This is a genomic window from Mesorhizobium sp. LNJC391B00, from assembly GCF_000502535.1.
In the GTDB taxonomy this organism is placed as follows: domain Bacteria; phylum Pseudomonadota; class Alphaproteobacteria; order Rhizobiales; family Rhizobiaceae; genus Mesorhizobium.
In genome coordinates this window covers 110,949-131,004 of sequence record NZ_AYWI01000014.1, presented here as the reverse complement: position 1 = coordinate 131,004, position 20,056 = coordinate 110,949, and the positions used below count along the sequence as shown (strand labels likewise).

General features: G+C 63.1%; 20 protein-coding genes and 1 pseudogene. 10 read left to right on the top strand and 11 right to left on the bottom strand.

Features of this window, described 5'->3' with window-relative positions:
• The first annotated feature begins 22 nt into the window (after nt 1-22).
• Entirely contained in the window at nt 23-256 is a 234-nt protein-coding gene (locus X750_RS138950) for a BolA family transcriptional regulator (protein ID WP_010909092.1), read from the top strand.
• A 12-nt stretch (nt 257-268) separates the two neighbouring features.
• Here X750_RS138950 and X750_RS138955 read toward each other — a convergent pair whose 3' ends face one another.
• Nucleotides 269-1,078, bottom strand: a complete 810-nt coding sequence (locus X750_RS138955) for a phosphodiester glycosidase family protein (RefSeq protein ID WP_023724201.1) — start codon at nt 1,076-1,078, stop codon at nt 269-271.
• A gap of 160 nt (nt 1,079-1,238) precedes the next feature.
• Between X750_RS138955 and grxD the strand changes: the two genes are divergently transcribed.
• Both grxD and X750_RS138965 read left to right on the top strand, forming a co-directional pair.
• A complete protein-coding gene (gene grxD / locus X750_RS138960) occupies nt 1,239-1,574 on the top strand; it encodes a Grx4 family monothiol glutaredoxin (RefSeq protein ID WP_023669102.1) in 336 nt (111 codons plus the stop codon).
• Nucleotides 1,575-1,692: 118 nt separating this feature from the next.
• Nucleotides 1,693-2,961, top strand: a complete 1,269-nt coding sequence (locus X750_RS138965) for a multidrug effflux MFS transporter (protein ID WP_023684881.1) — start codon at nt 1,693-1,695, stop codon at nt 2,959-2,961.
• Between the two features lie 57 nt (nt 2,962-3,018).
• On the opposite strand, the gene X750_RS138970 is transcribed toward X750_RS138965, so the two are convergent.
• From X750_RS138970 to rpsD, 4 genes are all read right to left on the bottom strand, one after another.
• The gene (locus tag X750_RS138970) at nt 3,019-3,426 is read right to left on the bottom strand and encodes a hypothetical protein (RefSeq protein WP_023706454.1); all 408 of its coding nucleotides are present in this window, start codon (nt 3,424-3,426) and stop codon (nt 3,019-3,021) included.
• 85 nt (nt 3,427-3,511) lie between these two features.
• Nucleotides 3,512-4,339: an inositol monophosphatase family protein gene (locus X750_RS138975; protein ID WP_023684879.1), complete on the bottom strand. Its 828-nt coding sequence runs from the start codon at nt 4,337-4,339 to the stop codon at nt 3,512-3,514.
• On the bottom strand, nt 4,329-5,216 hold the full coding sequence (gene ttcA, locus X750_RS138980; RefSeq protein ID WP_023706452.1) for a tRNA 2-thiocytidine(32) synthetase TtcA: 888 nt from the start codon (nt 5,214-5,216) through the stop codon (nt 4,329-4,331). The genes X750_RS138975 and ttcA overlap by 11 nt, the downstream gene beginning before the upstream one ends.
• Nucleotides 5,217-5,323: 107 nt before the next feature.
• Nucleotides 5,324-5,941, bottom strand: a complete 618-nt coding sequence (gene rpsD, locus X750_RS138985; protein WP_023669107.1) for a 30S ribosomal protein S4 — start codon at nt 5,939-5,941, stop codon at nt 5,324-5,326.
• 386 nt (nt 5,942-6,327) lie between these two features.
• Here rpsD and X750_RS138990 point away from each other — a divergent pair, with 386 nt between their 5' ends.
• A complete protein-coding gene (locus X750_RS138990) occupies nt 6,328-6,528 on the top strand; it encodes a hypothetical protein (RefSeq protein ID WP_023690200.1) in 201 nt (66 codons plus the stop codon).
• Between the two features lie 83 nt (nt 6,529-6,611).
• On the opposite strand, the gene X750_RS138995 is transcribed toward X750_RS138990, so the two are convergent.
• Entirely contained in the window at nt 6,612-6,800 is a 189-nt protein-coding gene (locus X750_RS138995) for a DUF3008 family protein (RefSeq protein ID WP_023684876.1), read from the bottom strand.
• A 161-nt stretch (nt 6,801-6,961) separates the two neighbouring features.
• Between X750_RS138995 and X750_RS139000 the strand changes: the two genes are divergently transcribed.
• Entirely contained in the window at nt 6,962-8,344 is a 1,383-nt protein-coding gene (locus X750_RS139000) for an RNB domain-containing ribonuclease (protein WP_023739393.1), read from the top strand.
• 88 nt (nt 8,345-8,432) lie between these two features.
• Here the strand turns inward: X750_RS139000 and murI are convergent, their stop codons facing one another.
• From murI to X750_RS139015, 3 genes are all read right to left on the bottom strand, one after another.
• Nucleotides 8,433-9,221: a glutamate racemase gene (murI, locus tag X750_RS139005; protein ID WP_023748566.1), complete on the bottom strand. Its 789-nt coding sequence runs from the start codon at nt 9,219-9,221 to the stop codon at nt 8,433-8,435.
• A gap of 145 nt (nt 9,222-9,366) precedes the next feature.
• Nucleotides 9,367-9,975 (bottom strand): DUF805 domain-containing protein, encoded by a 609-nt coding sequence (locus X750_RS139010; RefSeq protein WP_023690201.1) that lies wholly within the window; start codon nt 9,973-9,975, stop codon nt 9,367-9,369.
• Between the two features lie 81 nt (nt 9,976-10,056).
• A complete protein-coding gene (locus X750_RS139015; RefSeq protein WP_023684872.1) occupies nt 10,057-10,905 on the bottom strand; it encodes an RNA methyltransferase in 849 nt (282 codons plus the stop codon).
• A gap of 217 nt (nt 10,906-11,122) precedes the next feature.
• On the opposite strand from X750_RS139015, the gene X750_RS139020 reads away from it, so the two are divergent.
• The 3 genes from X750_RS139020 to X750_RS139030 are packed head-to-tail and all read left to right on the top strand — an operon-like array spanning nt 11,123 to nt 13,558.
• Nucleotides 11,123-12,334: an NADP-dependent isocitrate dehydrogenase gene (locus X750_RS139020; protein WP_023748565.1), complete on the top strand. Its 1,212-nt coding sequence runs from the start codon at nt 11,123-11,125 to the stop codon at nt 12,332-12,334.
• 10 nt (nt 12,335-12,344) lie between these two features.
• On the top strand, nt 12,345-12,959 hold the full coding sequence (locus X750_RS139025; protein WP_023748564.1) for a glutathione S-transferase family protein: 615 nt from the start codon (nt 12,345-12,347) through the stop codon (nt 12,957-12,959).
• A 14-nt stretch (nt 12,960-12,973) separates the two neighbouring features.
• Nucleotides 12,974-13,558 carry a demethoxyubiquinone hydroxylase family protein gene (locus X750_RS139030; protein WP_023748563.1) on the top strand — a complete coding sequence of 195 codons (585 nt, stop codon included), beginning with the start codon at nt 12,974-12,976 and terminating at the stop codon, nt 13,556-13,558.
• A 112-nt stretch (nt 13,559-13,670) separates the two neighbouring features.
• Here X750_RS139030 and alaS read toward each other — a convergent pair.
• Together alaS and recA are read right to left on the bottom strand one after the other, a co-directional pair.
• Nucleotides 13,671-16,356: pseudogene (gene alaS / locus X750_RS01000000163375) on the bottom strand (alanine--tRNA ligase).
• 271 nt (nt 16,357-16,627) lie between these two features.
• Entirely contained in the window at nt 16,628-17,731 is a 1,104-nt protein-coding gene (gene recA, locus X750_RS139035) for a recombinase RecA (RefSeq protein ID WP_023669117.1), read from the bottom strand.
• Nucleotides 17,732-18,013: 282 nt separating this feature from the next.
• On the opposite strand from recA, the gene X750_RS139040 reads away from it, so the two are divergent.
• Nucleotides 18,014-18,958: a carbohydrate kinase family protein gene (locus tag X750_RS139040; RefSeq protein ID WP_023739396.1), complete on the top strand. Its 945-nt coding sequence runs from the start codon at nt 18,014-18,016 to the stop codon at nt 18,956-18,958.
• Between the two features lie 70 nt (nt 18,959-19,028).
• Nucleotides 19,029-19,946 (top strand): pseudouridine-5'-phosphate glycosidase, encoded by a 918-nt coding sequence (locus X750_RS139045; protein ID WP_023748562.1) that lies wholly within the window; start codon nt 19,029-19,031, stop codon nt 19,944-19,946.
• Nucleotides 19,947-20,056 lie beyond the last annotated feature (110 nt).

Sequence of the window (20,056 nt, the reverse complement as noted above, 5' to 3'; positions counted from 1 at the left end):
CCGCCCAGAACAGGATTTTGCCATGGCAATGGATGCCCACGACATCGAAAAACTGATCAAGGACGGCATTCCGGACGCCAAGGTGACGATCCGCGACCTCGCCGGTGACGGCGATCACTATGCAGCCGAAGTGGTGGCCGAAAGCTTCCGCGGAAAGAGCCGCGTCCAGCAGCACCAGATGGTCTATGATGCGCTGAAGGGCAATATGGGCGGCGTGCTGCACGCGCTGGCGTTGCAGACCAGTGTGCCGGACTGACGCCAGGCTGGCCTAGCGCGTCGGCGGCTGGCTTGCCAACACGGCAATGATCGGCCCTGCCGGATATCTTCCGCCGACAATCATCCTGTCGCCATCCGACAGCGCGGAGACCGCGCCGTCGAGGAACAGCGCGTTGCGGCATTGTAGCGCGTCGCGAAACAGCCGCGCAAAGCTGCCGAAACTTACCTCAGACCGCGAGATCGCCAGCAAAACGGTGTTTTCATCGCGCACGCCGACGCCGTTGCGGACGTAGCGCGAGGTTCCGTTCGGCTCGAAGCGTGGATGAATCTGGCCATCGATCACCAGCATCGGGCCCGACTGCGTGGCGAAGGCGACATCGGGTTTGGCGGCGGCATAGGCGTTGCTTTCCATGACAGCCGCCTTGCCGTCCTTGCCGACCAGAAAGACGCCGTTCGGCTTCAGGAAGAAATTACCTTCGCTATCGGCAAGGTTGAGCGGCGACTTTTCGCTGCCGTTCTCGACCAGCAGGCCGACCGGCGACAAATCCTCGTGATACATGCCGCCATTCATGGCGAGCAGCACCGGCCTCCCCTCGCCCGCAACCGCCTTGCCGAAGGCCTCCAGCGAGCCGAAGGGCTTGCCGTCGGCACCGACGTGAAAGACAGCGAGGTTGTAGGTCCGCAGGTCGACCGTGCAGACGACATAGGTCACCGCCTCGAAGGCGACATTCCGGCAAGGCGCGGGCAGGTCACCGCCAATGACCAGCGGCGGCGGCTCCGGGCGTCTCGGCCACCAGACAACGGCAATCGCGGCCAGCAGGATGGCGATCGGAAGGGCGGCGCCATATCGTCTTTTCATCATGTCCCGGAGGCTGCAATCGGCAGGGATGCTTGGCCCAAGACAGGCGATCCTTTGCGCCATTTCCGCGACGGCGGCGCAAACATCTTGTTTCGGCCCATCTATGGGTTTATTTGATGGCTATGCTTCGAGCCTGACTCCCACAGGCGTGAAAGGATATCTCATGAGCGGCATCAACGACTACATCGACAGCGAAGTGAAGGGCAACGACGTCGTCCTTTTCATGAAGGGCACGCCCGGTTTTCCGCAGTGCGGCTTTTCCGGCCAGGTCGTCCAGATCCTCGATTACATCGGCGCCGACTACAAGGGCGTCGACGTGCTGACCTCGGCCGAACTGCGCCAAGGCATCAAGGAATATTCGAACTGGCCGACGATCCCGCAGCTTTACGTCAAGGGCGAATTCGTCGGCGGCTGCGACATCATCCGCGAAATGTTCCAGGCGGGCGAGCTGCAGACGTTGCTCGTCGACAAGGGCGTCAGCGTCAAAGCGACAGCCTGATTCTGAGTTGAGACGGGGCAGCCCCGCCCCGGCAAAATGTTACCTCCCCCTATCGGAGTGAGGACGAACTTATGCGCCGGCATGCCGGCGCATATTCGTTTTGAAGATCGGACCCGCCGTGGACCAGCCAGCAAAAGCGCCGCAACAGGCACGCAAATTGCCTATTCCGCGCTGGGAATTCATCGCGCTTTGCGCGGCACTGATGGCGTTGAACTCGCTGGCCATCGACATCATGCTGCCGGCACTGCAGCAAATCGGCGCCACGCTTGGCGTTGAGAATGAAAACCACCGCCAGTATGTGATCACCGCCTATATATTGGGCTTCGGTGGCGGACAGCTTTTCTTCGGACCGATCTCGGACCGGTTCGGGCGCCGCGCGCCACTCGTTGCCGGGCTGGCGATTTATGTCGTGGCGGCGGCAGCTGCCGCCATCGCCCCGTCATTCGCCGTCCTGCTGCTGTGCCGGCTGGTGCAAGGCATCGGTGCGGCGGCGACCCGCGTCATCGCCGTCTCGATCGTGCGCGACACGTTCGACGGTCGGCGCATGGCCGAGGTGATGTCTCTGATCTTCATGGTGTTCATGGCCATCCCGGTGATCGCGCCTGGGATCGGCCAGTTCATCATGCTGTTCGCAACATGGCACTGGATCTTCGTCACCATGGCCGTCGGAGCGCTGATCGTGTCGGCGTGGTCGCTGCTGCGGCTGCCGGAGACGCTGCATCCGGAGTACCGCCGGCCGCTGACAGTCTCATCCGTCGTCGGTGGTTTCCGCATCGTGCTCACCAACCGCATGGCGCTTTGCTACGCCTTTGCCAGCACCTTCATTTTCGCCGCCATGTTCGGCTTCATCGCCTCCGCACAGCAGATCTATGTCGACATTTTTCATGTCGGCGAATTGTTTCCTGTCATCTTCGCGGGTGTCGCCGGCGTTCTCGCTTTTTCGAACTACCTCAACTCGCGCCTGGTCGGCCGCATCGGCATGCGCCGCCTGTCGCAGAGCGCACTGCTGTTGTTCCTGGTGATCAGCCTTGCCTGGCTCACCGTTTCGCTTCAAATGAAGATGCCACTCTGGCTGTTCATCACCTTCTTCGCCAGTGCGATGCTCCCGTTCGGCGCGCTCGGCGCCAATTTCAACGCGCTCGCGATGGAACCGCTCGGCCAACTGGCGGGCACCGCGTCGTCCATCCTGGGCTTCATGCAGACTTTTCTCGGCGGCATCCTCGGCACGCTGATCGGCCAGGCCTTCAACGGCACGGTGACGCCGCTTGCCGCCGGCTTCTGCAGCGTCTCGGTCGCGGCCCTGCTGATGATCCTGATCGCCGAGCGCGGCAAGATGTTCCAGCCGCACAACCCACCCATTTCAGGGCACGTCACCGACCTGCATTGAGCGACGCGCCTTGAGATTGTTGGTCTCAAAACCGCATCCACCTTTATGCGACGCGTTTCAGGATGCGCCGCCAATCACTGCCGTGAAACGAGGGAACAGCGGGCGCCCTGCGATGGCGCCACCCATGCTGTCCGACAGCGGCATCGGCAGAGCCTTGTCGAGCGCTTCGAGCACGGATGACACAAAGACCCGGTTGAGCGAGGCATCATCTCCCATATGGGAGAAAGTGGCGCGCGGCTTGCCCATCAGCGTGCCGTTTTTGCGAATTGAAAAACTCAGCGTCAGGGTCAGGCCAGCACTTCCAGGCGGCGGCTGCCAACAGGCAAAGATCGCGTCGAACATTTCGTCGATGGTGTCGATGGGATCGGGGCTACGACACGCGCGCTCCTGCGATCGTGCCTCAGTGGCGCAGGCGACCAGGGCAAGTGCAAGTGCCGTTGCGACAATTGCGGACCGATGTTTCATTTCGCGGCTCCGGCTTCGCGAGAGATTGGACCACTATAACAGAGCCAATATACTTGACGAAAGCGTCTACCGGCAGTTGGACCGACTATTGCGCCCAGAGTTCCCTGCGCAACTCCTGCCAGCTTTCCTTGTCCGGGGCGACAAGAATGCCGCCGTCGATATGCGAGGGCAGATAGGCGCTACCGTCGATCCGCGCGGTGTAGCCGCCGGCCTCGGCGTGGATCAGCACACCGACCAGATGGTCCCACGGCATCAGTTTGTTGTAGACGACGAAATGGGCATGGCCGCTGGCCAGAAGACGGTATTCATGTGCCGCGCAGCGATAGCCGAACTGCGACAGGGTCTTGGTCTGGTTGCGCGCCAGGAGCGAGCGTTGCGGTTCCGCCAGATATTGCCAGGAGACGGAGCCGGTCATCTGCGAGATCGGCACGGCATCGGCGACGTGCACCGTCTCCAGCGCGCCATGCGCATGGCGGATATGGCTGCCGGCGCCCTTGGCGCCGATCAGCCAGTCCCGGCCTACGGGGTCATGGATGATACCGGCGACGGTTTCGCCCTTGACGACGACGCTCAGCATGACGCCGAAGAGCGGCACGCCGGAGGCGAAGTTGAAGGTGCCGTCGACCGGGTCGACGACGAAGGCGAGGTCGGCATCGCCGAGCCCCTGAAGCAGCGCCGGATTGTCGGAACAGGCTTCCTCGCCGACGATCATCGCCGTGGGATAGCGCTCGCGCAGCCTGGCCGTGATCAGCCGCTCGGCGTTGATGTCGGCCTCGGTCACCAGGTCGGCAGCCGAGGTCTTCTGTCTGATGTCGCCCTCGCCCAGCCGGCGAAAGCGTGGCATGATTTCGGCCCTGGCTGCATCGGCGAGAAGCTCGGCCAGCCAGTCGATCGCTTGGTCGTCAAATATCATCGGAAATGTCTTGTCCTGTGCTGAGGCTGCCATTGAGGGCGGCAAAGTCGAACAGCTTTCTGTCGAGCAGATGCGACGGCCTGGTGTTGGACAGCGCGCGCAGCATCGTATCCTTGCGGCCCGGCATGCGCTTTTCCATATCGTCCAGCATCGCCTTCATGGCGTTGCGCTGCAGGCCTTCCTGGCTGCCGCAGAGATCGCAGGGAATGATCGGGAATTTCATAGCGGCGGCGAATTTTTCCAGATCGACCTCGGCGCAGTAGCTCAGCGGCCGCAGCACCATGACGTCGCCGTCGTCGTTGAGCAGCTTTGGCGGCATGGCGGCAAGGCGGCCGCCATGGAACAGATTCATGAAGAAGGTTTCGAGAATGTCCTCGCGGTGGTGGCCGAGCACCAGCGCCGAACAGCCCTCCTCGCGCGCGATGCGATAGAGATGGCCGCGCCGCAGCCGCGAGCACAGCGAACAATAGGTGCTGCCCTGAGGCAGCTTGTCGGTGACCACCGAATAGGTGTCCTGATACTCGATGCGATGGGCAATGCCATGCGCATCGAGGTAGTCGGGCAAAATGTGCTTCGGAAAATTCGGCTGGCCCTGGTCGAGATTGCAGGCCAGCAGCTCGACCGGCAGCAGCCCGCGCCATTTGAGATCGAGCAGCACGGCCAGCAGCCCGTAGGAATCCTTGCCGCCGGACAAGGCCACCAGCCAGCGGTCGCCGGGCCTCGCCATGGCGAAATCCTCGACCGCCTGACGGGTTAACCGCAACAGCCGCTTACGCAGTTTGTTGAACTCGACGGAAGACGGCACTTCGGCAAACAGCGGATGGAAGCCGCCTTCAGCAATCGGTTCAACTGTTTCGATGTCTGCCAGCATGTTCATGGCTTGTCGCTTTCCATAGCCGAGAGTGCCGGATTAGCGGACATGGCCGACAAAGAAAAGGCCGCCTCGACGGGCGGCCCTTTCCAGTATCGCAGAAAAGCGATCGCTTAGCGCGAATAGAATTCGACGACCAGGTTCGGCTCCATCTGCACGGCGAACGGAACATCGGCCAGGCCGGGGATGCGCGAGAAGGTCGCGACCATCTTGTTGTGATCGACTTCGATATAGTCCGGCACGTCGCGCTCGGCGAGGCCGACCGCTTCCAGCACGATGACCAGCTGCTTCGACTTTTCGCGCACTTCGACGACATCGCCCGGCTTGCAACGGTACGAGCCGATGTTGACGCGCTTGCCGTTGACGTTGACGTGGCCGTGGTTGACGAACTGGCGAGCCGCGAAAATGGTGGGCACGAACTTGGAGCGGTAGACGACCGCGTCGAGACGCGACTCGAGCAGGCCGATCAGGTTCTCGGAGGTGTCGCCCTTGCGGCGATCAGCCTCTTCATAGACTTTGCGGAACTGCTTTTCGGAGACATCACCATAGTGACCCTTCAGCTTCTGCTTGGCGCGCAGCTGCAGGCCGAAATCGGAAAGCTTGCCCTTGCGGCGCTGGCCGTGCTGGCCGGGGCCGTATTCACGCTTGTTGACCGGGGACTTCGGGCGGCCCCAGATGTTTTCGCCGAGACGGCGGTCGATCTTGTACTTCGCGGATTCGCGCTTGCTCATCGCATTCCCTTTCAAAACAAACCACCCGGAGCCTCATGGTCCGGGTGAAGGAAACGCGCCCTCCTCTGGCCTCCGTTTTCGAGGCCTGACAGGGTTTTCCCACGCAACGCGGCGGAAAACCCACGGGACACGTCAGTCTAGACAAAACCCAGGAAACGATAAACCTGCTTTCCCGGGCTTGCCATGCAAAAGAAACAACCGGGCATTGCGGCCCGGTGTTGGTGCGCTCGTTAAACGGAGATTTGAGCAGAGTCAAGCGCGTCGCTGGCGCTGGGCCCGGCAACCATATCACGTCTTTGGCGTTGAGTGCCGTGCCGGATGCGGCGGGAGGTTGTTGCGCCGACGGCATTTAGGAAGGGACTGGAGCCAAAGGAGCCCGAAGTCGCATGAAGAAGTTTTTCCTCTCGTTGGTCGGTGCGGCCGTCCTGGCCGGGACGATGTCGATCGCCGTGCCCGAGCCAGCGATGGCCAAGCATTGGCAGGGCCACAAGCATCGTCAGACCTGCCATGTCGTGGTGAAGAAGAAGGTCATCTGGCGGCATGGCCACAAGAAGGTCATCCGCTACAAGGTGAAGCGCTGCTGGTGACGTCAGGGGTTTCGGGCTTGGCCTGAACCGAAGAAGCCCGTGGTTTCGGCCACGGGCTTTGTTTATCGACTCGGTTCAAGGTTTCAGTCTGCCGATTTCTTCTCCGGCAGGCCTTTGCGCTTGGTCTCTGCGAATTCCTCGAGCTGCTTTTCGCTCATCGAATTGTACATCGACTTCGACGCGCCTTGAAGTTCGCTCTTCCTGGTCTCGCCGCGCTTGGCCGACAGGGCTGCGCCCGCGGCCTTTTGCTGTGCTTTTGAGGTTGCAGGCATATCGGCTTCTCCTTTGCTGCCAGAGGAAGAAACGTTGCGCTCCGGCGACGGTTCCAGCGCTGGCGGTCAACTTCCGTTCCGCGCTCATGCCTGCCCATGGTCGGCCGGCACTGCCGGCAAACCACCTTCCCGTGCCCGCAACGCCGGTGTAGGACGGCGCCATGAAATCGTTGAACGATCCCTCGCAGGCACTCGCTACCGGCCTCGCGAAAATCCGCACCGAGTTCCATGTGCCGGAGGCATTTCCCCCTGATGTAATGGCCATGGCACAGACGGCGGCCAGGCGCGTGCCCGACCAGCATGCCGACCGCACCGCGATGCCCTTCGTGACGCTCGATCCCGCGGCTTCCACCGATCTTGACCAAGCGTTTTCGATCGAAGCGAGCGGTAGCGACCTTCTGTTGCACTATGCGATTGCCGACGTAGCCTGGTTCGTCGCGGACGGCGACGCGGTGGATCGCGAAGCCTGGGCGCGGGGCGAAACCCTGTATTTGCCGGACGGCAAGGCCGGGCTCTATCCCCGGGTGCTTGCCGAGGGCGCCGCGAGCTTGCTGCCCAGCGGTCCGCGTCCGGCTGTCATCTTCACGGTCCGGATCGCCGACGACGGAGCGGTAAGGCTGGATGGCGCGGAGCGGGCAATCATTCAAAGCCGCGCCAAGCTCGCCTATGACAGCGTGCAGGCCGCCGACGTCCCAGTCGGCTTCGCCGAAATCGCGCGGCGCATGGCGGCGGCCGAAGAGCGTCGCGGCGCTTCGCGCGTCGACCCGCCCGAGCAGGAGGTGGAACAGCTTGCCGATGGCACGTTCCAGCTTGCGTTCAGACCGCTGCTGCAATCCGAGCAAGACAACGCAGCACTTTCGCTGGCCGCCAACATGGCGATTGCCGACGCCATGCTGGCACACAGGACCGGCTTGTTCCGGGTGATGGCGCCGCCCGATGCTTCCAAAGTACAAAGACTGCGCAGCGCGGCACGGGCCTTAGGCCTGTCCTGGCCTCCTTCGACCAGCCTGCCCGACTATCAGCGAACCCTCGATCCGACCAACAGGCAACAGGCAGCGCTGATGCTGGAAATCCGCCGCGCCGGCTCCGGTGCGTCCTACCAACCCTATGAGGAAGGCGTTGTCCCCTGGCACGAGGCGATGGCCGCGACCTATGCCCACGCCACCGCGCCCCTGAGGCGGCTGGCCGATCGCTACGTCGTGCGCTGCGTGCTGGCCATCGCCAACGGCCAGCCGGTGCCGCAAGCCGTTACCGAGGCGTTTTCCAGACTGCCGAAGGTGATGGGCCGCGCAGGCGCCCGCGCCTCGCAGATCAACCACGCGGCCATCGACCTTGCCGAGGCGGTGATGCTGAGGGGGCGCATGGGTGAAACATTCAAGGCCGTCGTCACCGACGTCGGTGATCAGCGTGTGCGCGTTCAGCTCTCGGACATGCCTGTCGTTGCTAATGTGAAGGCCTCAGGGTTCAGGCAGGGCGATGGCCTGACGCTAAGGCTTGTTTCGGCCGATCCGGATCGGCGCGTCATTGTCTTCGAGCCTGCCTAAAGCGCGTCGGCGACGCGCTTTAGTTTTTTCGTTTTATGCATGTCGTTGTCCCAAAACCGCTGCGCACTTTTGGGCGACATGCATTAGTCTAGCGCGCGCTCAATCCAAAACCCTGCATCAGCCGGCTGATGGCGAAGTCCGCCTTTCCCGAGGTAAAGACGGCGATGTCGGGCTCGCTTTGCGGCAATGGCCCGTCGACAGCCGGAAGCAGCGACAGAGCACGCCGCGCAATCGCTTCGGCCGGGTCGATCCAGTCGACCGGCCAGGGCGCGGTCTTGCGCATGCGATTGGCCAGGAACGGATAGTGCGTGCAGGCGAGCACGACGATGTCCGTGCGCAAATCGTCATGCTGGACGAAACACGGTGCGATCTCGGCACGCACGGCCTCCTCGTCGACAAAGCCCTCGCGCATGTAGGCCTCGGCCAGTCCGGCGAGATTGTTGCTGCCGACCAGCCGGACATGGCATTTCTGCGCCCATTTGCCGATCAGGTCGCGCGTGTACTGGCGCTTCACCGTGCCCGGCGTCGCCAGCACCGAGACCAGCCCGGACCGGGTGCGCTCGGCCGCCGGCTTGATCGCCGGCACGGTGCCGACAAAGGGATGGCCAGGGAATTTTTCCCGCAAGGCATCGATCACCAGCGTCGAAGCGGTATTGCAGGCGACGACCGAAATTTCCGGATCAAAACGGTCGAGCAGCTTGGCGAAGAGCTCGACTATATGGGCCTGCAGCGCCGGCTCTTCCCACGCGCCGTAGGGAAAGGCCCTGTCATCGGCGACGTAGACGAAGCGCCGGTCGGGCATCAGCACGCGCGCTTCGCGCAGCACGGTCAATCCGCCAACGCCGGAATCGAACATCAGGATCGGACGGTGGCTCATTGATATCGGACCATGAAAGAGGCTGGATCAGAAGGCTTGGCGGTCATTGGCCAATGCCGTTCTTCTATCTGCAACCATCATGGTCTTGAAGTGGCGAATGTCAGCAAGTTCTATGCAAAGCCGGCGAAGACGACCTTGCCTCGGTCTAGAGCCCGCGCTTGCCGAAGCCGGCGGGCCTCGGGCGGCCCATAGGCTGGGCGGACGGAACCGAGCGCGTGGCCGGTGTGGCGTTGCGCATGGAAGACTGTGCCGTGCTGCTGGCCATCCGACCGGATCCCGCAGGCATGGGCGTATCGCCATCGAAATCGAAAACCGATGTCAGTTCGTCGATATTGATGCCCGCCACCGGCTTAGCCACCAGGATCGTGCACCAAAGGCCAAAGATCGACAGCGCCAGCAGGTTCAAACCGCTGGACGTGCTTTCCGGGTTCTTGAAATCGATGACCAGCAGCGTGCCTGCCTGCAGAAAGGCGTAGATGGCGCAGAACACGATGTAGGACCACAGGATCCAGGCTTTGCCGTTGGCGTCGCGGCTGCGTCGCCAGGCGATGTTGGCACGCATGACCACGGCCAGGAGGGAAACGACCAGAACCGCGCCTGCCATGCCTTGCCGCGATGGACCGGGCGCCGAGTTGACCAGCCCCTCAAAGCCGATCGTGCCAACGATGCACAGCACAGCAAGAACGGCCTCGAGCAGGGCTACGCCGAGCGAATAGAAGAAGAAGCGCATACGGCCGATTTTGGACGTGAACATTTGCCACCCCACCGTTTTGACAACAATGGACGAGAGGCAAATAAAATTCGGTTACTTCAGCCGTTCGAAGCTTAGCGATTTCTAATCTTCTTTGTCTGCCTGGCGTTTTCGCGCAGCGGCCGGCAAACGCCTTGGATCGTCTCCCGGCGAGCCGTCACCGCGCGGCATGGCCGGCGAAAACCGGTCGAGCGACGAGATGATGCCACGCAGCACTTTCAGTTCCGGCTCGGCGAAACCGGCGCGCGTCAAGACGGCGCGCAGATTGTCGACCATCTTGGGTTTCTTGGGCGCCGGGCGGAAATAGCCGCGCGCTTCGAGCGCGCCTTCGAGATAGGCAAACAGCCCGTGCAACTCTTCCTTGCTTGCCGGCTTCATTTCAGGGCTGGAGAAATTGGTCGCCGTCTCGTCTTCCAGGCCCGACTTCATCCATTCATAGGACATCAACAGCACGGCCTGGGCGATGTTGAGCGACGAAAAGCCGGGATCCACCGGGAAGGTGACGATCTCGTCGGCCAGCCCGACCTCGTCATTGTAGAGCCCAAAACGCTCGCGGCCGAACAAGATGCCGGTGCGCAGGCCGGCCATCTGACGCGCCCTCAGCGCCCTGCCCGCTTCGACCGGACCACGCACGGGTTTGAAGCCGTCGCGCTCCCGCGCCGTGGTGGCGAAGACGAAGTTGAGGTCGGCGACGGCGGACGCCAGGTCGCCGAACACTGTTACGGCATCGATGACATGGTCGGCGCGGCTGGCGGCGGCGCGCGCCTTCTCGCTCGGCCAGCCGTCACGCGGGTTGACCAGTCTCAGTTCGGCAAGGCCGAAATTGGCCATGGCGCGCGCAACCATGCCGATATTCTCGCCGAGCTGCGGCTCGACCAGGATGATCGCCGGCCCGGCGGCGGATGCGATTTCAGGATGATCGACGGCGGACATGATCTCAATGAACTGCTGTTTGCGGCATTTCAGCGTTCCCTGCCACATCCGCTCGGCAAAATGAAGCTTTTGCAAAACACCGGTCGCGGCACAGACGACCCATTCTGCACGGATCGGCGTTTGCGCGGCCAAATAGGCTTTGATATACGCTCCGCATCCCCGGCCGAAGCCATGCGGGCAAGGCCGTTTAGTTCCCCAAAAGCGAGGCATTCTTTTCATGGCGAAGATCAAGGTGGCGAACCCGGTCGTCGAGCTCGACGGCGACGAGATGACCCGCATCATCTGGCAGTTCATCAAGGACAAGCTGATTCACCCTTATCTCGACCTGAAGCTCGAATATTACGACCTCGGCGTCGGCCACCGCGACGCCACCAACGACCAGGTGACCATCGATTCGGCCAATGCCATCAAGAAATGGGGCGTCGGCGTGAAATGCGCGACGATCACGCCCGACGAGCAGCGCGTAGAGGAATTCAAGCTGAAGAAGATGTGGAAGTCGCCCAACGGCACCATCCGTAACATTCTCGGCGGCACCATTTTCCGCGAACCGATCATCATGAAGAACGTGCCGCGTCTGGTGCCGGGATGGACCAAGCCGATCATCGTCGGCCGTCATGCTTTCGGCGACCAGTATCGCGCCACCGACTTCCGCTTCCCCGGCAAGGGCAAGCTGACCATCAAGTTCGTCGGCGAGGACGGCAAGGTGATCGAGCACGACGTATACGACGCACCCGGCGCCGGTGTTGCCATGGCGATGTACAATCTCGACGACTCCATCCGCGAATTCGCCCGCGCCTCGCTGAATTACGGCCTGCTGCGCAATTATCCGGTTTATCTCTCGACCAAGAACACCATCCTCAAAGCCTATGACGGCCGCTTCAAGGACATTTTCCAGGAGGTCTACGAGGCTGAATTCGAGGCCGAGTTCAAGGCGAAGAAGCTGTGGTACGAGCACCGGCTGATCGACGACATGGTGGCCTCCGCCCTGAAATGGTCTGGCGGCTATGTCTGGGCCTGCAAGAATTATGACGGCGACGTCCAGTCCGACACGGTGGCGCAAGGTTTTGGCTCGCTTGGCCTGATGACCTCCGTGCTGATGACGCCGGACGGCAAGACGGTGGAAGCGGAGGCCGCGCACGGCACCGTGACGCGCCACTATCGCCAGCACCAGAAGGGCGAGGAAACCTCGACCAATTCGATCGCCTCGATCTTCGCCTGGACGCGCGGCCTCGCCCACCGCGCCAAGCTAGACGATAATGCCGAGTTGAAGCGATTTGCCGACACGCTGGAGAAGGTCTGCATCCAGACGGTTGAGAGCGGCTTCATGACCAAGGACCTGTCGCTCTTGATCGGTCCCGACCAACCATGGCTGTCGACCACCGGCTTCCTCGACAAGATCGACGAGAATTTGCAGAAGGCGATGGCGTAAGCCGGCAGCCATGGCCAAGCCGGTCGTCTACGGGGCGGACTACAGCGTCTATGTGCGCATCGTCCGCCTCGTGCTGGCGGAAAAAGGCATCGACTACGACCTTGTGCCGGTCGATGTCTTTGCCGCCGAGGGCACTCCCGCCTGGTACTCCGAGCATCACCCTTTCGGCCGCATTCCGGCCTTCGAGCACGGCGGGTTTCGCCTGTTCGAAACCAGCGCAATCGCCCGCTATGTCGACGAGGCGTTCGACGGCCCGGCACTGCAGCCAAAAGACGCCCGCACCCGCGCAACGATGAACCAGATCATCGGCATGCTCGACGCCTATGCCTACAGATCGATGGTCTGGGACGTCGCGGTCGAGCGGCTTGAGAAGGAAGCGCCAGACGAGGCACTGGTCGCCAACGGGCTGCGCCAGGCGGAAACGGTGCTGCGGGTGCTCACCGCACTCAAGCCTCCCGGGCCGTGGCTGCTCGGGGACCAGCTGACGCTGGCCGACCTGCATGCGGCATCCATCATCGCCTATTTCGTCAAGGTCGCCGACGGGCAAAAGCTGCTTGCGGCGTTGGCCGACATCCAGGCCTGGTGGGAGGGCATCGCAAAACGTCCGAGCCTGGCGGCGGGCTGATATGGGTTCGGGCCATGGCTGACCCATCTCGCCAGGACGCGCTCACCGTCGCCAGAATTGTCAGGGTCAACCACGCCGGTGAGTTCGGTGCGATCAGGATCTATTCGGCGCAGATTCTTGTCGCCAGGCGCTTATGGCCGGATTGCGTGCCATCCTTGTCGGAGATGCTCGGGCACGAGCGCACGCATTGCGCTGCGTTCCGCGCCGCCATGCCGGCGCGGCGGTCGCGACCGTGCCGGGTGATGCAGTTCTGGAGCTGGGGTGGCTGGGTGCTGGGTTCTGTCACCGCCCTGCTCGGTCCGCAAGGCATCTGGGCCTGCACGGCGGCGGTTGAAGCGGCGGTGCATCGCCATCTGGACGATCAGCTGTTTTTCCTCGCCAATCGCGACCACGACTTGCACGGCATCATCCTGGCGATCCGCGAGGAAGAGCTCGCCCATCTCCATCACGCCGAAGAGCAGCTGAAATCGCCCGGCCCGGCGCTGAACTTTTTACGGTCGCTGATTTCGATCGCCACGGACGTGCTGATCTGGCTGTCCACCTGGGGCGATTCCAGCAGAATGACGCGCGCCCTGAAGGCGGCGAAAAGAACTAGCTAGACGGACCGTCTAAGAGCTGATTGCCGGCTTGCCACTATCAGCCACAGAATGGCAAGCACGGCGGCGAAGGCCGGAAAGCCGCACACAAACCAGATACGACAAAGGGTGGCTTTCAGGCTGCCTCCAGCGCCGCCCTCACCGCGGCGATCGCATCATTGGCCTTCGAGGCGTCCGGGCCGCCGGCTTGCGCCATGTCGGGCCGTCCGCCACCGCCCTGCCCGCCCAATGCGGCCGAGGCAACGCGCACAAGATCGACAGCGCTGAAGCGGCCGACGAGATCGTCCGTCACTGCGACCACGACGCTTGCCTTGTTGTCTTCGCCCGCACCGACGAAGACAACGACGCCTGAGCCGAGCGAAGTCTTGCCGGCATCGGCCAGCGGCTTCAAATCCTTCGGCGACACGCCGGAAACCGCTTTGCCGAGGAAGCCGATACCGGCGANATACCGGCGACGGTTTCGGTGGTGGCCGGAGCATCGGCCGCGGCACCACCGCCCAGCGCGAGTTTCTTGCGGGCTTCGCTCAGCTCCTTCTCGAGCTTCTTGCGCTCCTCGAGCAGCGTCTCGACACGCGCCGGCACGTCGGCCGGCGAGATCTTCAGCACAGCCGCCGTCGCCTTCAGGCGTCTGTCCTGCTCGTCGAGATATTTTCGTGCGGCTTCGCCGGTCAGCGCCTCGATGCGGCGCACGCCGGCGGCGACTGCGCTGTCGGAGACGACACGGACCAGGCCGATATCGCCGGTCGCCCGGACATGGGTGCCGCCACAAAGTTCGACGGAATAGGGTCTATTGGCCTTGGCGCCATGCACGCCGGTGCCCATCGAGACGACACGCACCTCGTCGCCGTATTTTTCGCCGAACAGCGCCATGGCGCCTTCGGCGATGGCGTCGTCGACCGACATCAGCCGCGTCGTCACCGGGCTGTTCTGGACGACGATTTCGTTGGCCATGCGCTCGACCTCTTCGAGATCTTCGGCCGAGATCGGCTTGTTGTGCGAGATGTCGAAGCGCAGGCGCTCGGGCGCGACCAGCGAGCCCTTCTGCGCGACATGGGTGCCCAGCACCTCGCGCAGCGCCTCGTGGATCAGATGCGTTGCCGAATGATTGGCACGCAGCCGGGTGCGGCGCGCATGGTCAACCTTCAGCTCGACGGCTGCACCTGGCTTGACCGTGCCGTTCGTCACCTTGCCCAGATGCACGAACAGGCCGTCGGCCTTTTTCTGCGTGTCGGAAACCTCGATCGAGAAACCTTCGCCGGAGATGATACCGGTGTCGCCCATCTGGCCGCCGGACTCGCCATAGAACGGCGTCTGGTTGACGACCACCGCCACCACGTCGCCCTTGATCGCGCTGTCGACGGTCTTGCCGTCCTTGACCAGGGCCTGGATGAGGCCTTCCGCCTGTTCGGTCTCGTAGCCGAGGAATTCGGTGGCGCNGTGGCGCCGGCCTTCTCGCGTACAGAAAACCAGATGGTCTCGGTGGCCGCGTCGCCGGAGCCAGCCCAATGCTTGCGCGCTTCGGCCTTCTGCTGCTCCATCGCATGGGTGAAGCCGGCAAGGTCGACCGAGATGCTGCGCTGGCGCAGTGCGTCCTGCGTCAGATCGAGCGGGAAGCCGTACGTGTCATAGAGCTTGAAGGCAGTCTCGCCGTCCAGCATGTCACCGGCATGAAGCGTCTCCGTCGCCTCCGAGAGCAGGCCGAGGCCGCGCACCAGCGTCTTGCGGAACCTGGTCTCCTCGAGCTTCAGCGTCTCGGTGATCAGCTGTTCGCCGCGCGGCAGTTCGGGATAGGCCTGGCCCATCTCACGCACTAGCGCCGGCACCAGCTTCCACATCAACGGCTCCTTGGCGCCGAGCAACTGCGCATGGCGCATGGCGCGGCGCATGATGCGGCGCAGCACATAGCCGCGGCCTTCGTTCGACGGCAGCACGCCGTCGGCAACCAGGAAGGAGGACGAGCGCAGATGATCGGCAATGACGCGGAAGGAGGCGACCGTCTCCTTGTCCGGGCCCTGCCCGAGCGCTGACGAGGCCGCATCGATCAGATGACGGAACAGGTCGGTCTCGAAGACGCTCTCCACCCCTTGCAGGATGGAGGCCATGCGCTCCAGGCCCATGCCGGTGTCGATCGACGGCCGCGGCAGGTCGATGCGCTCATCCTTGGTGACCTGCTCATATTGCATGAACACCAGGTTCCAGAATTCAAGGAAGCGGTCGCCATCCTCCTCCGGGCTGCCGGGAGGGCCGCCCCAGATGTGCTCGCCACGGTCGATGAAGATTTCCGAGCACGGCCCGCACGGTCCGGTGTCGCCCATAGCCCAGAAATTGTCGGAGGTCGGGATGCGGATGATGCGGTCATCGGAGAAACCGGCGATCTTCTTCCAGAAGCCGGCCGCCTCGTCATCGGTGTGATAGACGGTGACCAGCAGCTTGTCCTTGTTCAGCCCGAACTCCTTGGTGATCAGGTTCCAGGCCAGTTCGATGGCGCGCTCCTTGAAATAGTCGCCGAAGGAGAAATTGCCGAGCATTTCGAAGAAGGTCAGATGGCGCGCGGTGTAGCCGACATTGTCGAGGTCGTTGTGCTTGCCGCCGGCGCGCACGCTTTTCTGCGCAGTGGTGGCGCGCGAATAGGACCGCTTCTCCAGGCCGGTGAAGACGTTCTTGAACTGCACCATGCCGGCATTGGTGAACATCAGCGTCGGGTCGTTGCGCGGCACCAGCGGGCTCGAGGCCACGACCTCGTGGCCCTCCTTGCGGAAATAGTCGAGGAATGTCGACCGGATCTCGTTCACGCCACTCATGAGTGCTGCCTTTTCGCGAAAACCGCCGGCACGGCCGGCGGACACTGGTCTCTGCTTTTTAGAAGATTGACTTGGCCTTTTAGCGGGCACGCCCCACCCTGTCCAGAAACACGGAATTGGGCCAATCCGGCAACTGCCAAGCCGGCTTCACGCTGCCCAAAAACGAAAACCGCCGGCGCGAAGGCCGGCGGTTTGAAACGCAATACTAAAGAACTCGGTTACTTAAGCATCGGATAATAGACTGGATTTATGGCCGAACTCTGGCCGTGCCCTACATGGCGCCGGATTCTTCCTCGAAGCCGTCGTCGCTTTCGCCGCGCTCGGGGCCACCATTTTCAAGAAATTTCTCGGCGATCAGCCCGGCATTCTGCCGCAGCGCAAGTTCGATCTCACGCGCCGTGTCGGGATTGTCGCGCAGGAACAGTTTGGCGTTTTCGCGACCTTGGCCGAGACGCTGCGAATTGTAGGAGAACCAGGCGCCGGACTTCTCGACCACGCCGGCCTTGACGCCGAGATCGACCAGTTCGCCGGTCTTGGAGACGCCCTCGCCATACATGATGTCGAACTCGACCACCTTGAAGGGCGGCGCCAGCTTGTTCTTGACCACCTTGACCCGGGTCTGGTTGCCGACGACCTCGTCGCGGTCCTTGACCGAGCCGATGCGGCGGATGTCGAGGCGCACCGAAGCGTAGAATTTCAGCGCGTTGCCGCCGGTCGTGGTTTCCGGCGAACCGAACATGACGCCGATCTTCATGCGGATCTGGTTGATGAAGATGACCATGGTGTTGGAGCGCGAGATCGAGGCGGTCAGCTTGCGCAGCGCCTGGCTCATCAGACGCGCCTGGAGACCGGGCAGAGAATCGCCCATCTCGCCTTCGATTTCGGCGCGCGGCGTCAGCGCCGCCACCGAATCGACGACCAGCACGTCGATGGCGCCTGAACGCACCAGCGTGTCGCATATTTCCAGCGCCTGCTCGCCGGTGTCCGGCTGCGAGATCAAGAGGTTTTCCAGATCGACGCCGAGCTTGCGGGCATAGACCGGATCGAGTGCGTGCTCGGCATCGACGAAGGCGCAGATACCGCCTTTCTTCTGGGCTTCGGCAACTGTGTGCAGCGCCAGTGTCGTCTTGCCCGAGCTTTCCGGCCCGTAGATCTCGACGATGCGGCCGCGCGGCAGGCCGCCGACGCCAAGCGCGATGTCGAGGCCCAGCGATCCGGTCGGCACGGTTTCGATCTCGACGACCTGCTCATTGGCGCCAAGCCGCATGATCGAGCCCTTGCCGAAGGCGCGCTCGATTTGCGACAGCGCCGCGTCCAGAGCCTTTGATTTGTCCACCGCTTTGTCCTCTACAAGCCGCAAAGAATTCTGAGCCATGATACATCACCCCTTGGTCGTCAATGAAGGCCGGACAATCCGTAATCCCTGCCCATTTTGTACTACTTTTGTTCTCGTTTGGCAAGAGGGATCAAATAACTGAAAAACAATCATTATCCGGATTTGTTCTTTTTTTGTCTCGTGGTTTGGTTTTCGGACGCGTTCCGCATTGGGCCAGATGCTCCGGCTGTTTCGATGGGCCGAATCGCCGGCTCGCCTGCGAAGCTCGGTCGCACAGCCTAGCGCTTGTCTGGTTCGAATAACAAAGGTCATATCGCCGGCATGGTGAAATCAGCAAAGATACTGGCGGTGGGCGGCGCCCATATCGATCGCCGCGGCCAGGTGTCGGGCACGTACGTGCCCGCGGCGTCCAACCCCGGCACGATGCGCGAGGATGTCGGCGGTGGCGTCTTCAACGCGCTGCGCAGCCTGGTGCGGCGCGGCGTCTCGGCCTCGCTTTTGTCGGTGCGCGGCGGCGATGCCTCGGCCGAGACGGTTGCGCGCGCCATCGCCGACTCCGGCATTGCCGACCTGTCGGCGGTTTTCCTCGACCGCACGACGCCGAGCTACACGGCGCTGATCGATCGCGACGGCGAGCTGATCACCGGCTTTGCCGATATGGCGCTCTACGATTTGGCGTTCCCCAAGCAGATCCGCCGCTCCAAGGTGCGCGAGGTGGTCGCCGAGGCCGATGCGGTGCTCTGCGACGCCAATCTGCCATCAACGGCGCTGGAGCGGCTGGTGGGGCTCGCCGCCGGCAAGCCGGTGTTCGCCATCGCCATTTCGCCGGCCAAGGTGGTGCGGATGATACCAGTGCTGAAGGAACTCGCGCAGGTCTTCATGAACCGGCGCGAGGCCATGGTGCTGGCCGGCGTCGATGCCAATGCCACCGAGCGCGAGATCGTCGACGGACTGCGCTGCAGCGGCCTCACCAGTGGCGTGGTGACGGCGGGCGACGGCCCGGTGCTGGGATTCGACGAAGCCGGCGCCTTCTCTATCCTGCCGCCGGCGCCGAGAAAAGTCGCCGACGTGACCGGCGCCGGCGACGCGCTGGCCGGCGCCACCATCGCTGCCCTGCTGCGCGGCCTGCCCCTGCGCCAGGCATTGCGCGAGGGCGTTGCCGCCGCCACGCTGGCCATTGAAAGCGCCGACGCGGTTCCGGCCTTCACGATTGCGACCTTCACCGAGGCACTGGCTCTTGTGCCCGACGCGCAGGAAATGGCATGAGGGCGGCCAATTGCCATTGCCGGAGCGCGACGTCCAAGCGGACGCGCGGATCTCCGGATCGGAGACTATCATGACACCGCAAAGCGCCCGCCCCTTCATCGACCTCCACGCGCCCGTGGCCGAGGCGCTCGCCGCTGGCCGCCCCGTCGTGGCGCTGGAAAGCACCATCATCACCCATGGCATGCCTTACCCCGACAATGGCGCCATGGCCGCCAATGTCGAAAAGATAATCCTGGACAATGGCGCGGTGCCAGCGACGATCGCCGTGGTCGCCGGCCGCATCAAGATCGGGCTTTCCGACGGCGAGCGCGAGTCGCTGGCGATGACCGGCGACGCCATGAAGCTGTCGCGCGCCGATCTCGGCTTTGCGGTGGCGCAAGGCCGCACCGGCGGCACCACGGTCGCCGCCACCATGATCGCCGCTGACATGGTCGGGATAAAGGTGTTCGCCACCGGCGGCATTGGCGGCGTCCACAAGGGCGCGGAAAAGAGCTTCGACATCTCGGCCGATCTCGACGAGTTGGCGCGCACGCCGGTCATCGTCGTCTCGGCCGGCGCCAAGGCGATTCTCGACATCGAAAAGACGCTGGAAGTGCTGGAGACGCGCGGCGTGCCGGTGATTGGCCATGGCTGCGAGACGATGCCGGCCTTCTGGTCGCGGCATTCGCCGTTCCGCGCGCCGCTGACCCTGCACAGACCGGAAGAGATCGCGCATTTCTACAAGACCAGGGCGGCACTTGGCCTGGTCGGCGGCATGCTGATCGCCAACCCGGTGCCGCAGGACGATGAAATCCCGGCCGACGAGATGGCCGGCTATATCGAGGCCGCGCAGAAGGCGGCGGAAGTGCAGAATGTGACCGGTAAGGCGGTGACGCCGTTCCTGCTGGGCAAAATCCTCGAACTGACCGGCGGCCGGAGCTTGAAGACCAACATCGCGCTGGTCGAGAACAATGCGCGGCTGGCGGCGAGGATTGCGACGGCGCTGTAGGATCGCCTACGTCGGCGGGACAGCACCCCCCTCTGGCCTGCCGGCCATCTCCCCCGCAAGGAGGGAGATTAACAGCTTAGCCGCAGGCTCCCATTTTCAACGTTGGTGAT